15 protein-coding genes and 1 pseudogene are annotated in these 14,628 nt (G+C 74.6%); 8 read left to right on the forward strand and 8 right to left on the reverse strand.

The features are described from left to right. Position 1 precedes the first annotated feature (1 nt). The 5 genes from Ae505Ps2_RS02120 to Ae505Ps2_RS02140 are packed head-to-tail and all read right to left on the reverse strand — an operon-like array spanning position 2 to position 5,335. Positions 2-1,378, reverse strand: a complete 1,377-nt coding sequence (locus tag Ae505Ps2_RS02120; protein ID WP_075310340.1) for a coenzyme F420-0:L-glutamate ligase — start codon at positions 1,376-1,378, stop codon at positions 2-4. Then, positions 1,371-2,369 carry a 2-phospho-L-lactate transferase gene (cofD, locus tag Ae505Ps2_RS02125; protein ID WP_075310338.1) on the reverse strand — a complete coding sequence of 333 codons (999 nt, stop codon included), beginning with the start codon at positions 2,367-2,369 and terminating at the stop codon, positions 1,371-1,373. The genes Ae505Ps2_RS02120 and cofD overlap by 8 nt, the downstream gene beginning before the upstream one ends. 19 nt (positions 2,370-2,388) lie before the next feature. Then, positions 2,389-3,336, reverse strand: a complete 948-nt coding sequence (locus Ae505Ps2_RS02130; protein WP_249265206.1) for a DNA-3-methyladenine glycosylase 2 family protein — start codon at positions 3,334-3,336, stop codon at positions 2,389-2,391. 11 nt (positions 3,337-3,347) lie between these two features. Further along, entirely contained in the window at positions 3,348-4,418 is a 1,071-nt protein-coding gene (locus tag Ae505Ps2_RS02135; protein ID WP_075553373.1) for an NDP-sugar synthase, read from the reverse strand. A 38-nt stretch (positions 4,419-4,456) separates the two neighbouring features. Beyond that, positions 4,457-5,335 carry a glycosyltransferase family 2 protein gene (locus Ae505Ps2_RS02140; RefSeq protein ID WP_233147657.1) on the reverse strand — a complete coding sequence of 293 codons (879 nt, stop codon included), beginning with the start codon at positions 5,333-5,335 and terminating at the stop codon, positions 4,457-4,459. 404 nt (positions 5,336-5,739) lie between these two features. On the opposite strand from Ae505Ps2_RS02140, the gene Ae505Ps2_RS02145 reads away from it, so the two are divergent. From Ae505Ps2_RS02145 to Ae505Ps2_RS02160, 4 genes are read left to right on the forward strand one after another with little or no spacing between them, the layout of a single operon-like run. Then, entirely contained in the window at positions 5,740-7,398 is a 1,659-nt protein-coding gene (locus Ae505Ps2_RS02145; RefSeq protein ID WP_083695262.1) for an LCP family protein, read from the forward strand. 17 nt (positions 7,399-7,415) lie between these two features. Beyond that, positions 7,416-8,162, forward strand: coding sequence for a TIGR03089 family protein (locus Ae505Ps2_RS02150; RefSeq protein ID WP_083695264.1), 747 nt, complete (start codon positions 7,416-7,418; stop codon positions 8,160-8,162). 22 nt (positions 8,163-8,184) lie between these two features. Continuing rightward, entirely contained in the window at positions 8,185-9,450 is a 1,266-nt protein-coding gene (gene ilvA / locus Ae505Ps2_RS02155) for a threonine ammonia-lyase IlvA (RefSeq protein WP_051050468.1), read from the forward strand. Between the two features lie 58 nt (positions 9,451-9,508). Then, the gene (locus tag Ae505Ps2_RS02160) at positions 9,509-9,781 is read left to right on the forward strand and encodes an MSMEG_0570 family nitrogen starvation response protein (RefSeq protein WP_226360665.1); all 273 of its coding nucleotides are present in this window, start codon (positions 9,509-9,511) and stop codon (positions 9,779-9,781) included. A 9-nt stretch (positions 9,782-9,790) separates the two neighbouring features. Here Ae505Ps2_RS02160 and Ae505Ps2_RS02165 read toward each other — a convergent pair whose 3' ends face one another. Beyond that, on the reverse strand, positions 9,791-10,969 hold the full coding sequence (locus Ae505Ps2_RS02165; RefSeq protein WP_075310334.1) for a benzoate/H(+) symporter BenE family transporter: 1,179 nt from the start codon (positions 10,967-10,969) through the stop codon (positions 9,791-9,793). A 234-nt stretch (positions 10,970-11,203) separates the two neighbouring features. Here Ae505Ps2_RS02165 and Ae505Ps2_RS02170 point away from each other — a divergent pair, with 234 nt between their 5' ends. The 3 genes from Ae505Ps2_RS02170 to Ae505Ps2_RS02180 are packed head-to-tail and all read left to right on the forward strand — an operon-like array spanning position 11,204 to position 12,569. Continuing rightward, positions 11,204-11,722 (forward strand): DUF1097 domain-containing protein, encoded by a 519-nt coding sequence (locus tag Ae505Ps2_RS02170; RefSeq protein ID WP_020627729.1) that lies wholly within the window; start codon positions 11,204-11,206, stop codon positions 11,720-11,722. A gap of 25 nt (positions 11,723-11,747) precedes the next feature. Beyond that, positions 11,748-11,987: a MerR family DNA-binding transcriptional regulator gene (locus tag Ae505Ps2_RS02175; RefSeq protein WP_083695266.1), complete on the forward strand. Its 240-nt coding sequence runs from the start codon at positions 11,748-11,750 to the stop codon at positions 11,985-11,987. Positions 11,988-12,035: 48 nt separating this feature from the next. After that, a complete protein-coding gene (locus tag Ae505Ps2_RS02180; RefSeq protein WP_075312816.1) occupies positions 12,036-12,569 on the forward strand; it encodes a helix-turn-helix transcriptional regulator in 534 nt (177 codons plus the stop codon). 17 nt (positions 12,570-12,586) lie between these two features. On the opposite strand, the gene Ae505Ps2_RS02185 is transcribed toward Ae505Ps2_RS02180, so the two are convergent. Then, the gene (locus Ae505Ps2_RS02185) at positions 12,587-13,408 is read right to left on the reverse strand and encodes a squalene cyclase (protein ID WP_233147658.1); all 822 of its coding nucleotides are present in this window, start codon (positions 13,406-13,408) and stop codon (positions 12,587-12,589) included. Positions 13,409-13,565: 157 nt separating this feature from the next. Continuing rightward, entirely contained in the window at positions 13,566-13,715 is a 150-nt protein-coding gene (locus tag Ae505Ps2_RS33030) for an acyl-CoA dehydrogenase family protein (RefSeq protein ID WP_249265207.1), read from the reverse strand. Positions 13,716-14,345: 630 nt separating this feature from the next. Between Ae505Ps2_RS33030 and Ae505Ps2_RS32395 the strand changes: the two are divergent. Continuing rightward, positions 14,346-14,628 (forward strand): annotated as a pseudogene (locus tag Ae505Ps2_RS32395) (IS5/IS1182 family transposase); the annotation flags it as partial.

Raw genomic sequence — 14,628 nt, forward strand, 5'->3', positions numbered from 1 at the left:
CTCACAGCTCCAGCAGGCCGTCGCCGACCGGCCGGGGCTCGCGCGGGGCGATCGGCTCGACCGGCACACCGACGGCGACCGCGCCGAGCGCCGCCCAGTCCTCGGGCAGGTCCAGGACCCGGCGGGCGACGTCCGCGGCGAAGATCGTCGAGCCGACCCAGCAGGACGCCAGGCCCTCCGCGGCCAGCGCGACCAGCAGGGACTGCACCGCCGCCCCGCCGGCGACGGTGAACATGTCCCGCTCGGCGGCGTTGCGGGCCGCGTCCGGGTAGCCGTGCATCCCCGCGGTGGACCGGAACGCCAGCACCAGCTCCGGGGCGCGGCGCAGCAGGTCCCCGCGGGCGAGGCGGCGCTCCACCTCGTCGGCCGGGCGCCCGTCGGCGACCAGGTCGGCACGCCAGCGCTCGCGCAGGGCGTCGAGCAGCGCGGTGCGCCGCGCCGGGTCGCGCAGCCACACGAACCGGAACGGGGTGCTGTGGTGCGGCGCGGGTGCGGTCAGCGCGACGCCCACCGCGCGGCGCACGGCGTCGGCGTCGACCGGCTCCTCGGCGAAGTCCCGGGTGCTGCGCCGCAGCAGGACCGCCTCGCGGCGTCCGCGGTCGATCGCCTCCTCGGTGCCCAGCCAGAACAGGTCCTCGGAGATCGGCCGGATCAGGTCACGGGCGGTCGACCCGTCGTCGGGCAGGGCCGCGCCGCGCAGCACCGCCACCGGCAGCCCGCCGAGCTTGCCCTTCACCAGGTCCGCGGCCGCGGCGATCTCGTCGGCGACGGCGATCTCGGTGACGACCAGGTCGTTGCCCTGGCCGTCGACGGCGCCGGAGTAGCCGTGCAGCACCGGCAGCCCGGCCGCGCCGATCGCGATGTCGGTCTGGCCGACCCGCCAGCTGCGCCCCAGGGTGTCGGTGACGACGACGCCGACCTCGACGCCGAGCCGCTCGGCCAGCCCCGCGCGCAGCCCGGCCGCGCTGGCGTCCGGGTCGACGGGCAGCAGGGCGAGCTCGTCGCGGCGGACATTGGAGCCGTCGATGCCCGCGGCGGCCTGCACGATGCCGAGCTTCCCGGCCACGATCAGCGTCCGGCCCTTGCGGGCCACCACCCGCTCGGTCTCCTGGTCGACCAGCCTGCGACGCAGCGCGTCGCGCTCCTCGTCGTCGGAGGGGGCCGGCACCAGCCTGCCCTCGACCTTGGAGAACACCTTGCTGGTGACCACCACGACGTCGCCGTCGCGCAGCCAGGTCATCCGCTCGGCCAGGACGGCGGCGAGGTCGTCGCCGGGGCGGAACTCCGGCAGCCCGGGGACCGGGAGGATCTCCAGCTTCTGCGACGCGTGGTCGGGGAAACCGCCGGCCCTGTCGGCCCTGTCGGCCCCGTCAGACACCGACGCCCGCCAGCTCGAACGCGGCGCGGGCCATGTCGGCGGTCGCCTCGTGGTCGGTCATCAGCAGCGGCACCTCGCGCACGGTCGCGCCGGGCACGGTCGCGGCGTCACCGGTGTGCACCAGGTAGCCGTCGAGCAGGCCGCCCTCGCCGCGGCCGCCGTAGTGCCGGCCCACGCCCTCGGCGCTGGTCTCGACGCCGATCGCGGTCAGGCAGGCGTCGGCCATGCCGCGCACCGGCGCCCCGCCGACGATCGGGGACAGCCCCACGACCTTCGCGGGCGTCGCGGCGAGGGCCTGGGCGACCCCGGGCACCGAGACGACGGTGCCGATCGACACGACCGGGTTGGACGGGGCGACGAGCACGACGTCGGCCCCGGCGATCGCGGCCCGGGCGTCGGGCAGGATCGCGGCCTGGTCGGCGCCGACCGACGCGAAGCGGTACGCCTTCGGGGCGGCCCGGTGCCGGATCCACCACTCCTGGAAGTGGATCGCGACCTGCGGGGTCTCCTCGACCGCGGCCGGGTCGGGGTTGTCGATCACGACGTGGGTCTCGACGCGGTCGTCGGTGGCGGGCAGCAGCCGCACCCCGGGCTGCCAGCGGTGGCAGAGCGCCTCGGTGACCTGGGAGAGCGGGTAGCCGGCACGCAGCATCCGGGTGCGGACGAGGTGGGTGGCGACGTCGCGGTCGCCCAGCCCGAACCAGGTCGCGTCGGCGCCGTAGGCCTCCAGCTCGGCCTTGACCGACCAGCTCTCGTCCGACCGGCCCCAGCCCTTCTCGACGTCGATGCCGCCGCCGAGGGTGTACATGACGGTGTCGAGGTCCGGACAGACCCGCAGCCCGTGCAGCCAGATGTCGTCGCCGACGTTGACCACGGCGGAGATCTCGTGCTCGGACTCCCCCGCGCCGACCGCGGGCAGTCCGAGCGCGACCTTCACGCCTTGCAGGAAGCGGGCCCCGCCGACGCCGCCGACCAGTACGGTGACCTTCACGGGTACGACCCTACGTCGGTCAGAACGAGCGGTAGTCGCGCGGGGAGAACCGCGGCCCGAACCGGGGGCGGCGGAACCCGGACGCCTCGATGTAGCGCACCGCGCGCTGGCGTTGCGGGACGTAGGGGGCGAGCACCTCGAGCATCCCGGCGTCGTCGAGGTCGTGGCCCAGCAGTGCCCAGCCGACGGTGTTCGGCACGTGGAAGTCGCCGAAGCTGACCGCGTCCGGGTCGCCCCAGGCGCGCTGGGCGGTCTCCGCGGCCGTCCACACCCCGATGCCGCGGACCCGGCGCAGCAGCACCCGGCCCTGCTCCCCGCCCAGCTCGGCGGCCCGTTCCAGCCGGTGGGCGACGACGGCGGCGTGCAGGATCGCCGTCCGGCGCGCGTGGTCGACGCCGGCCCGGTGCCACTCCCACTCGGGGATCGCCCGGACCTGCTCGGGCGTCGGCGGCACCCGCATCCCGGCGGGCACCACCCCGGCGGGCCCCGGTGCGGGGTCGCCGAAGCGCCGGGCGAGCTCGCGGAAGCTGCGGCGCGCCTCGGTGCCGGTGACCTTCTGTTCCAGCACCGCGGGCAGCAGCGCGTCCCACACCCGGCCGGTGGAGCCCAGCCGCAGGCCGGGTCGGCGCCGGTGCGCGTCGGCGACGAGCGGGTGGTGCGCCACGAACGCCGCCGGGTCGTCGTCGGCCCCCAGCAGCGACGGCAGCCGGTCGATCTCCCAGGCCGCGCCCGGTCCCCAGCCGGACGCCCGCACGGTGCCGTACGGGCCCCCGTCGGCCCGGCGGCGGATCGCGACGGTGGCGGGGCCGGCAGGCGTCGTCGAGACCCGCCAGATCACGGCACCGTCGACGGCGGTGCGCCAGGTGGGGTCGCCCCGGCCGCGGCGCAGCGGGGCCAGCACGCCGTGCAGGTCGAGCGGGAACGGCGGCCGCCATTCCCGGTCCACCACCACGGCGACCGCGTCCACGCCCCCGATGGTCACACGTCGGGCGAGAACCGGACCCCGTGGGGCGGCAGCGTGACGTCCGGCCACACCCGCATGTTGTGCCGCAGCTCGCAGTGCGCGCCGATCACGGCCCGGTCGCCGACCACGGTGTCGCGGATGCTCGCGCCCTCCTCGACGACCGCTCCGGCCCCGATCACCGAGTTCTCCACGACCGCTCCGGCCCGGACGACCGCGCCGTCGAACAGCATGGAGCCCTCGACCCGGGCCCCGGAGCCGATCCGGGCGCCGCGGCCGACGGTCGTCCCGCCGAACACGAACGCGTCGGCGGCCACCTCGGCCCCCTCCAGCACCATCGACTCGCCCGTCGGGCCGGGCAGCGCCGCCGAGGGCGCGACCCCGCGGACCAGGTCCGCCGAGCCGTGCACCAGGTCGCCGGGGGTGCCCATGTCGCGCCAGTACGCGACGTCGACGTGGCCCTGCACGTGCGCCCCGGAGGCGAGCAGGTCGGGGAACGTCTCGCGCTCCACCGACACCGGCCTGCCCGCGGGGATCGTGTCGATCACCTCGCGACGGAAGACGTAGCACCCGGCGTTGATCTGGTCGGTCGGCGGGTCCTCGGTCTTCTCGAGGAACTCCAGCACCCGGCCGGTCGGGTCGGTGGGGACGCAGCCGAAGGCCCGCGGGTTCTGCACCCGCACCAGGTGCAGCGTCACGTCGGCACCGGTGCTCCGGTGGGTGTCGGCGACCGCGGTCAGGTCGGTGCCCGCCAGCACGTCGCCGTTGAAGATCATGACGTGCTCGGCCGAGAGCTTGCCGGCCACGTTGCGGATGCCCCCGCCCGTGCCCAGCGGCTCGGTCTCGGTCACGTAGGTGAGGTCCAGCCCCAGCGACGAGCCGTCGCCGAAGTGCTCCTCGAAGGTCTCGGCCAGGTAGCTCGTACCCAGCACCGCCCGCCGGATGCCCGCCTCGCGGATCCGCGACAGCAGGTGCGCCAGGAACGGCATCCCCGCCGTCGGCAGCATCGGCTTGGGCGCCGACAGGGTCAGTGGCCGCAGCCGGGTGCCCTTGCCCCCGACCAGCACGACCGCCTCGACGTCCTGCAATGCAGGTTCCCCCTCAGGTTCCTTCTTCTCGTTCGCGCTCAGCCGGTCCGCCGCAGCAGACCCGAGCGCACGGCCAGGCCGGCACGCAGGGCCGCACGCAGCGGTGCGTGCACCGGACCGCGGTGGCGGTCGGCCAGGTACCGGTAGGCGCTGCGGTGGTGCTCGGCGAGCATCCGTGCCGACACCCCCGGCTTGCCCGTGGACGCTCCGCCCACGTGTACGACATCGGCACCGGGGACGTACACGTTTCGCCATCCGGCGAGCCCCAGGCGTTCCCCCAGGTCGACGTCCTCGAAGTACATGAAGTAGCGCGGGTCGAAACCGTCGACGGAGTCGAACGCGGCGCGCCGCAGGAGCAGGCACGACCCGGACAGCCAGCCGGCCGACCGCTCGGTCAGGTCCTCGCGGCTGCGCCGGTAGGCCGCGGTCCACGGGTTGGCGGGCCAGACCGGCGCGAGCGCGGCGTGCCCGGCGCCCGCGAGCAGCGACGGGACCTCACGCGCGGAGGGGTAGACCTCGCCGGACGGCTCGCGGATCAGCGGGCCGAGCGCCCCGGCACGGGGGTGCCGACGGCCGGCGTCGAGCAGGGTGTCGAGCGACCCGGCGCCCCACTCCAGGTCCGGGTTCGCCACGACGACCCAGCCGTAGCGGTCGGGCAACGAGGCCACCCCGCGGTTGGCGGCGGCGCCGTAGCCGACGTTCTCCCCGATCGGCAGGAACGTCACGTGGTCGCGCTCGCGGGCCGCGCGCTCCGGGGCGCCGTCGACGGATCCGTTGTCGGCCAGGACGACCGGCACGTCCGTGCGGGTCGTGGCACCGCGCAGCGAGTCGAGGAAGGTGTCCAGCAGCGCGCCCGGCGAGTAGGTCACCGTGACGATGGCGACCTCGTCGCCGTAGGACCGCACGTCGTCGGCCACCTGGCCTCCCCGTCCTTCTCCGTCCACCCGGCGCATGTCCGGCAACCTAGTCAGCACCGGTGCGGCCGGGCCCGGCGACACCGCCCGTTCGCGCCAGCGAAGATCACACTCCGTCACCATATCGGAGATCGCGATACTGTAACCCTAATATTGGGACCGTCCCCGAGCTGCGGCGACACGCCACAGCCGTGCGTCACCCTCAAGTCCCGACCCCCTACGACGACCGGGCGAGCGGCCCGACACGCAGGCCCGCGCGGCCCGCGGCGCGGGTCCCGATGCTGCACCCTGGTCCCGACCGGGGTGTCCGGTCCTGGAGACGCACGGCGCGCGCCCGGGTTCACCGGACTCCCCCGTCCGGGTGAGACACGGCTGCGCGGACGAGACGGACCCCGAGGGGAGCGAGCATGGGCGAGAGCTACCGGGACCGCTCCCGCCCGTCGGCGGCCGAGCGCGCCGCCGCCCGGCGGTCCGGCCGCCCCACCGCCCCCGACGTCCGGTCCCGCTCACCCCGCGTCCGCCCCGACACCGGCGCCGCACGCGGGCGACCGGCGGGCTCCGTGGGCTGGAGCCGGGCCGGGACCGGCCCCGACGAGCACCCGCCGTACCCGGCGCGCGACGGGCGCACCGGCGGACGACCGCCCCGGGGCCGCGGGCTGCTGGCCCGGCTGCGCCTCGCCGTCGCCGTGCTGTCGGCGCTGACGGTGCTGCTCACCGGCGCCGCGTGGACCCTCTACCGCGACGTCACCGGCGGCATCACCACGACGAACCTGCTGTTCGGCGGCTCCGCCGGGGGCGAGCAGAACATCCTGCTGGTCGGTGTGGACAGCCGCACCGACGCGCAGGGCAACCCGCTGCCCGCCGACGTCCTGGCCCAGCTGCGCAGCGGCGCCGAGTCCGGCGTCCTCAACTCCGACACGATCATCGTCGTGCACCTGCCCGCCGACGGCGGCAGCGCGACCGCGTTCTCCATCCCGCGCGACTCCGAGGTGTCGATCCCCGGGATCGGCCGCAACAAGATCAACGCGGCGTACCCGCAGACGAAGGCGCAGACCGCGTCCCGGCTCGTCGCCGAGGGCGTGCGCGACCCCCGGCAGATCGACCAGGACTCCTCGCAGGCCGGCCGGCAGGCGCTGATCGACACCGTGCAGGACCTCACCGGGCTGGCCATCGACCACTTCGCCGAGGTCAACCTGCTCGGCTTCTACAACCTCACCAACGCCGTCGGCGGCGTCGACGTCTGCCTGAAGGCCCCGGCCAAGGACGCCTTCTCCGGCGCCGACTTCCCCGCAGGCCCGCAGACGATCTCCGGTGCCGACGCGCTCGCGTTCGTGCGGCAGCGGCACGGCCTGGCCGGCGGCGACCTGTCACGGATCAACCGCCAGCAGGTGTTCCTCGCGGCCGTCGCCAACAAGGTCCTCTCCTCGGGCACGCTCACCGACCCCCGCAAGCTCGGCGCGCTGGTCGAGGTGATCCAGCAGTCGGTCGTCATCGACAGCGGCTGGGACCTGCTCGGCTTCGCCCGCGAGGCGTCGTCGATCGCCGCCGGGAAGATGGACTTCCTGACCATCCCCACCGGTGGCCCGGAGACCACCGGCGGCAAGGACGTGCTGCTCGTCGACCCCGCCGAGGTCCGCGACTTCGTCGCCCGCCACACCGAGCCCGAGCCCGAGGAGGCCGCCGCGACCTCCACGGAGGCGGCGCCGCCGGTCGTGGCCGACGTGGCGAACGGGTCCGGGGTGACCGGGCTCGCGGCGCAGGTCGCCGACACCCTGGGCCGCAACGGGTTCACCCCCGGCGAGGTCGGCAACGCCCCGGACCGCACCACCTCGGTGGTCCGCTACAGCCAGGCCGACGGCGACGCCGCCGCCCGCCGGGTCGCCGACGCGCTGGGCGGGATCGGCGTCGAGCAGTCCGACGCCGTCGCCCAGGGCCGGGTGCAGGTCCTGCTCGGCACCGACCGCGCGAACGGCGGCCGGACCAGCGCCGCGGCGGCCGCGCCCGCCGCCGCCCCGGCGCCGTCGACCCCGCCGATCACCGCGGGCGGGGTCCCGTGCATCGACTGACGTAGCGTTCCGGGGCGATGGACACCGTCTTCGGCTCCGGCCTGTTCCTCACCGACGCACTGCTCGGCCCGGCGCTCGGCGCCGCCGCCCCGCGCCCGCTGGTCACCCACTACGACGACGCGACCGGCGAGCGGACCGAGCTGTCCGGCACGACGACCGCGAACTGGACCGCGAAGGCGGCGAACCTGCTCCGCGACGAGGTCGACGTCGAGCCGGGCACCCGGGTGGCGGCGCTGCTGCCCGCGCACTGGCAGACCGTCGCGGCGCTGCTCGCCGTCTGGTCCTGCGGCGCGGAGCTCGTCGGCGACCCGGCGGGCGCCGACGTCGTCCTCGCCGACGCGGCGCGGCTCGACGTGGCGCTCGCCGCCGGCGCGGGCACGGTCGTCGCGTTCTCGCTGGACTTCTTCGGCCGCGGCATGGGCGACCTGCCCGGCGGGGCCGTCGACTTCGCGACCGAGGTCCGGGCGCACGGCGACGAGTTCGTCCCCTGGGACCCGGTCGACGGCGCGGCCCCGGCCTGGGACGGCGCGAGCGGCGAGCAGGTGCTGGCCACGGCCCGGGAGCGGGCGGACGCGCTGGGCATCACCGCGGGCGCCCGGGTGCTGTCGGTCATCGGCTGGGACAGCGCCGACGGCCTGCGCGACGGGCTGCTCGCCGTTCTCGCGGCGGGGGCGTCGCTGGTCCAGACGGTGAACCCGGCCGCCGACCCCGCCGCCCTGGACCGGCGCGCCGAGACCGAGCGGGTCACCCTGCGCCTGGGGTGAGCGGCGGCCCCGGCCGGGGGTCATGACACCCTGGTCGACCGTGACCCCCTCTGTGAGCGCCCGGGACGTCGACGACGCGGCGGCCCGGCTCCGCGCCGTCATCGGCCCGACCCCGCTGCAGCTCAACCCCCGCCTGTCCGACGCGCTCGGCGGCGAGGTCTGGGTCAAGCGCGAGGACCTCCAGCCGGTCCGCTCGTACAAGATCCGCGGCGCCTACAACCTAATCGCGCAGCTGCCCGAGGCCGACCGTCTCGCCGGCGTCGTCTGCGCCAGCGCCGGCAACCACGCCCAGGGCGTCGCGTTCGCCTGCCAGCGCCTCGGTGTGACCGGGCGGGTCTACCTGCCCGGCACCACCCCGCGCCAGAAGCGGGACCGCGTCGCGCGGCTGGGCCGCGACGCCGTCGAGATCCGGGTGGTCGGCAACACCTACGACGAGGCCGCCGCGGCCGCCCGCGCCGACGCCGAGTCCACCGGCGCCACCCAGGTCCCCGCCTTCGACGACCCGCGCACCGTCGCGGGCCAGGGCACCATCGCCCGCGAGATCCTGTCCCAGCTGGCCGACCCGCCGGACGTGCTGGTCGTCCCGGTCGGCGGCGGCGGACTGCTCGCCGGGGCCATCACCTACCTGCGCGAGCACGCGCCGTCGACCCGGATCGTGGGCGTCGAACCCGCCGGGGCGGCGAGCATGGCGGCCGCGGTGGCCGCGGGCGAGCCGGTGGACCTGGGCACGCTGGACCCCTTCGTCGACGGCGCCGCCGTGCGCAAGGTCGGCGCGGCCACCTTCGACGTGGTGCGCGATGCGGGCGTGGAGCTGCTCGCGGTGCCCGAGGGCCGGATCTGCGTCGAGATGCTCGCGCTCTACCAGTCCGACGGCATCATCGCCGAGCCCGCCGGGGCGCTGTCCCCCGCGGCGCTGGACCGGCTCGGCATCCCCCGCGACGCGACGACGGTCTGCCTGCTCTCGGGCGGCAACAACGACGTCTCGCGCTACGCCGACATCGTCGAGCGCGCCCTGGTCTTCGAGGGACGCAAGCACTACTTCCTCGTCGAGTTCCCGCAGGAGCCGGGCGCGCTGCGCCGCTTCCTCGACGACGTCCTCGGCCCGGACGACGACGTCACCCTGTTCGAGTACACCAAGCGTTCCAACCGGGAGACCGGCCCGGCGCTGGTCGGCATCGAGCTGGGCTCCCCGGACGACCTGCCCGCGCTGCTCAAGCGGATGCAGGAGGCTCCCCCGCACATCGAGCCCATCCCGCCGGACAGCCCGCTGTTCGGCTTCATCCTGTAGACGTCGCGCGCAACACGGTGGCAATCCGGGCCGCCTACCGTGCACGACCGTGCCCGAGATGATGTTCGACGTCCGCTGGCCGGACGGCACCGAGGTCAGCTACTACTCGCCGTCGCTGGTGGTGACCGAGCACCTGGACACCGGCACGACCTACCCGGTGGCGGAGTTCGTCACCCGCAGCCGCACCTGCATGGAGATCGCCGACTCGCGGGTCCGCGCGAAGTACGGGTTCGGCTGCGCGCAGTCGGCCCGCACGATCGCGCTCATCGACGCCGCCGCGGGGCGGTTCGCCCCGACCGACGAGGTGCGGGTGCAGGGCTTCCGCCGCTGATCCCGCGCCTCACGCGGCCGCCGCGCGTCGGCGCAGCGCCAGGTGCAGCACCACCCCGGCGAGCAGCCCCCAGAACGCCCCGCCGATCCCGGCGATCGTGACCCCGGCCGCCGAGACCAGGAACGTGGCCGCCGCGGGCACCCGCGCGACGGCCGGGTCCGGCGTCCCGTCGGCGACGGCGAGGGCCCCCGCGAGCGCGGCACCGAACGTGCCGAGCAGGGCGAGCCCCGCGACGGACTCCACGACCCCGGGCGGCGCGGCCGCGACGAGGGCGGCCAGCGTCGTCGCGAGCGGGGCCAGCAGCAGGCAGGTGACGCCGTTGGCCTGGCACGCGATCCAGCGCCGGGCCGGGTCGGGATGGGCCTCGGGCGAGGCGGGCAGGGCCGCGGTGATCGCGGCCAGGTTGATCGCGTGCGCCCCGGCGGGGGCGCCGAGCGCCGTGCCGGCGCCGGTGAGGACCATCGCGTACCGCCACGGCACGCGGTAGCCCGCCGCGCCGAGCACCGCGACGCCCGGCACGTTCTGCGAGGCCATCGTCACCACCCACAGCGGCAGCGCCACCCCGACCACCGCGGCGAGGGAGAACGACGGCAACGTCAGCGCGATCCGCGGGGCCTGCAGCCACCCCCAGCCGTCGGCGAGTGCCATGACGATCACCAGTGCCAGCCCGAACGCGGCCGGCGAGGCCCAGCGCGGCGCGACGCGCGACAGGACGACCCACAGCACCACGATCGGCGCGACGAGCAGCGGCCGCTCCACCAGCGCCCGGACCGGCGCCAGGCAGAGCGGCAGCAGCACCCCGGCCAGCATCGCCTGCGCGATCGGCGCCGGGATCGCCCCGACGAGCCGCCCGAGCGGGCGCACGAGCCCCGTCGCGACGACCAGCAGGCCGACGACGACGAACGCGCCGACCGCCGCGGGCCACCCGCCCGCTACGGCGCCGGTGGACGCCAGCAACGCGGCACCGGGCGTGGACCAGGCGATCGTCAGCGGGCGGCGGAACCGGCGGGACAGCCAGATCGTCGCCAGCCCCATCAGGGCGGTGAGCACCACCAGCCCGGACGCGGCCTGCGCCGGGTCGGCACCGGCCGCCGACAGCCCCGCGAGGACGACGGCGAAGGAGCTGGTCACCCCGATCACCGCGGAGACCACACCGACCGACACCGGTTGCGCCCAGGAACGATCCACGGGCCCACTCTAACCGCGTCGTTCTGTAAACAGAACTCTCGTCGGGCGGTAAGCAGGATGTTCTGCAGCCGATACACGGGACGCCCTCTGCGGGACCAAAGATGACCGAACCGTGTCGTCCGGAAAACAGGCGGTGACGTCCGGCCCGGCGATCTTGGAACGGGCACCGGCGGCGGCCCATCCTGCGTGGGTCGCCGCGCCTGCCGGGTGCGGCCCAACCGGGAGGACCGTCCCATGAAGCTGCCCGTCGCTCTGGCCCTGGTGATCGGCGTCGCCGGGGCGGTGATCGCGTACCTCTACCTCGGCCCGCTCTCCGGTCTCGGCCTGTTCGTGCCCGCCACGTTCCTGGGTGCCGCGACCTTCTTCGCGGCCGGTGGTGACCGGCCCGCGCTGGTCACCGCCCTCGCCACGAACATCTGGGGGATCGTCACCGGCACCGTCATGCTGATCCTGGCGGGACTCACCACGAACCCCGCCCTGCTGGGCCTGATCATCGGTGGGATGACCGCGGTGTTCATCCTCGGTGCGCTCGTGCCGGCGCTCGGGTTCGTGCCCGGGTCGGTCGTCGGGTTCGCCACCACGGCGGCGTTCGGCCTGCTCAGCGGCGCCTCCGGCACGGACTTCTCGCTGCCCACCGGCCCGTTCACGGTGATGCTGCTGTCGTTCGTGGTCGGCTCGGTCGCGCTCGGCTACGGCTGCAGCCTGATCGTCGGCCGCCTGACCGCCCGCGCCACGGCACCCGCCGCGGCCTGACCGGCGGCGGCACCCGGTGCGACTGGTGACCACCGGCGAGGCCGCGACCAGGCTGGCCCTGAGCCCGCGGGCACTGCACCGCTGGGCCAGGGCCGGTCTGGTGACGCCGGCCTTCCGCGAACCGGACGGCAGAGATCTCTGGGACGTGGAGGATCTGCGGGACCAGGTCACGGCGCTCCCGGCACGCTTCTCCGCGGCCACCGCGGTGCGCGACCCCGGAACACCCGGCCCGCCACGTGGTGGTCCGGACACCCCGGCCCGGTAGCCCGGGCGCAGGGGCCTCGTGTCGACCGGCCCCGGCTACAGTCGCCCGGTGGACGACGGGGCGCTGCGCACGGCCCTCGGCGCACGGGTGCGGGCGGCCCGGACCGCACGCGGTCTCTCCCTCGGGGTCCTCGCGGAGCGGGCCGGGATCGGCAAGGGGTCGCTGTCCGAGATCGAGAACGGCAGCCGCAACCCGACCCTGTCCACGCTGTACGCCCTCGCGGACACCCTCGCCGTGCCGCTGTCCCGGCTGCTCGCCGAGCACCCCGGGGCCGAGCTCGCCGGCCCCGGCATCACCGTGCGCCTGCTGGAGACCACCACCGACGACCACGGCACCGTCGAGGTGTACGCGCTGGCACTCGTCCCGGGGGCGGTGCACGTGTCCCCCGGGCACGGTCCCGGGGTGGTGGAGCACCTGCTCGTCACCCGCGGTGCCGTCCGGGCCGGACGCAGCGGGCACGAGGCCGAGCTCGGCACCGGCGAGGCCACACGCTGGCCTGCGGACGGCGAGCACACCTACGCCGCCCTCGCCGGGGAGCCGGCCGCGGCCGTGCTCGTCATCCGCACCCCACCGACTCCATGATCATCAGTACCTGAGCGTCAGGCCACCGCGTCCCACCAGGCGAGGATCCGGGTGCCGTACAAGGTCAGCCACGGTGACGGCTCCCCCGGCGGCACGTCGACCTCGAACCACATCTCGCCGGGATCGCGACGGCCCTGCACCCACCACCCGTCCGGACGGCGCGCCGCACGCAGCACCGCGACGGCCTCCGCCAGGCGCGGGTCGGGCGCCGCGCCGTCGAGCTCCGCGGCGCGGCGGAAGTACTCGGTGCCACGCAGCACGTCGAGCCGCCAGCGCAGCGGGTACGCGAGCTCGGCGGGGTCCCGTTCGAGCGGCAGGCGGTCCCCGGTGGACAGCCGGTAGAGCAGGCGTCGGGACAGCAGGTACTCCTCACCGGAGCGGCGGGCGGCCCGGGTCCCCGACGTCCCTCCGGTCGCCCGCTCGTGGGCCAGCAGCCCGTGCAGGGAGTTGAGCGTCGAGTGGACCGACGACCGGGTGGCACCGTCCACCCAGTCGCAGTTCCAACCGCCGTCGGGGAGCTGGTGCTCGGCGAACCAGGCGGCGAGCGCATCCATGTCGCGGCCGAGCCAGAGCCCGTTGGCGACGGTCCAGGCGTTGATGCAGGCGTCGACCTCGCCGTCCCAGTAGGGCAGGTCGTCGTACTCCCAGCGGCACGATTCGAGCTTCTCCGCGGTGCCCGCGAGCGCCGCGGGATCCAGGCCCCACTCCCGCAGGGCGTTCAGCGACCAGGTCGTCGCCGTCCACGGCTGGCCCTCCACCGTCGACGGCTCGGCCGGGAAGTACGCGCCGCCCGCCCAGGTGCCGTCGGGATCCTGACGGGCGAGCAGCCGCGCGCCCATCCCCCGGTCGCGACCCGAGCACGGGTGGCCTCCCAGACCTCGGGAGGCGCACCCGCCAGGTCGCGCTCGACCTGCCAGCGCAGCGCCGGATCGGTGTCGAGCAGCCGGTCGAGCAGTGCTCGGTCCACGACAGCCCCGTCCATGGGCGGTCAGAGTGTCACTTCAGGAGGTTGCGCGCCATCACCATGCGCTGGATCTGGTTGGTGCCCTCGTAGATCTGCGTGATCTTCAGGCTGCGAGCTGTCGACCTACAGCCTTGCCGTCGATTGGCGGCCTGAGCTGCTTTGATTCGCTCGTCACCAGTCATCAGCCGTGATGAGCCGTCCACCTCTCACGGCCTGCAGACGGCCTGCGCAGAGTGAGGCACCAGTGATGTAACGGATTGCCTACCCAGCGCCGACCTACCAACGAAGGTCAACGTTACCCAACGCGGGAGCTCGAGTGCGTAGTGTGAAGCCAACCGACGCCAGTGTGCTTGTCGTCGCCGAGGGTGACACAGACGGCGCTCGGAACCACACCCGTGGCCACCTTTTTGAGATGTTCATCGGACGCCTCTTCAATGCGTTCGGCTATCAAGACCCTTCTTGGCGCGAACGTAACGTAACATCAAATGGGATTGAACTAGACCTTAAGGTCTCACATACGCTCTCGAATAAGCCGGCGATAATCGAGTGCAAGGCATACACGTCTGCCGTCAAAATTGGCCCTCTTACACAGTTCTACGGGAAGTTCTCAGCCCTGCGACGGCGCAGTCCAGAACTTCACGCATTTATGGTGGTGACGCCACGCTTGACCGCAGAGGCCAATGAGGTGTTCTCAGTAGCGGGGTGGCAGGTCGTGGCGACACGCCGAGGGTGGTGAGATGAGCGGGAACGGGGCAGGACCCCGGTAGATCGGTTCGGTCCAGCACAGATCGACACCGTCACCGAGGTCCTGCATGTCTGATCCTGTCACCTACACCGCTGTCCTCCCGATCGGGGAGCGCACCGTGGCCTATCTGGCGCGGCTCCTGGTCCTTCAACGCCGTCGACGTGGCACCCGGCGGCGGGCGTTGACCCCGTTCGCCCAGGCAGTGCTGGTGATCCGCTGGTTCTGTGATGCTACCCGGGTCCGATGTTCGGCCGGTGACAACGCGATCAGCACTGCAACGGCCTACCGTTACCTGCACGAAGGCATCGACGTCCTCGCCGCGGCCGCACCCGGCCTGCACGGAGCCCTGC

It is taken from the genome of Pseudonocardia sp. Ae505_Ps2 (assembly GCF_001932425.1).
Lineage (GTDB): Bacteria > Actinomycetota > Actinomycetes > Mycobacteriales > Pseudonocardiaceae > Pseudonocardia.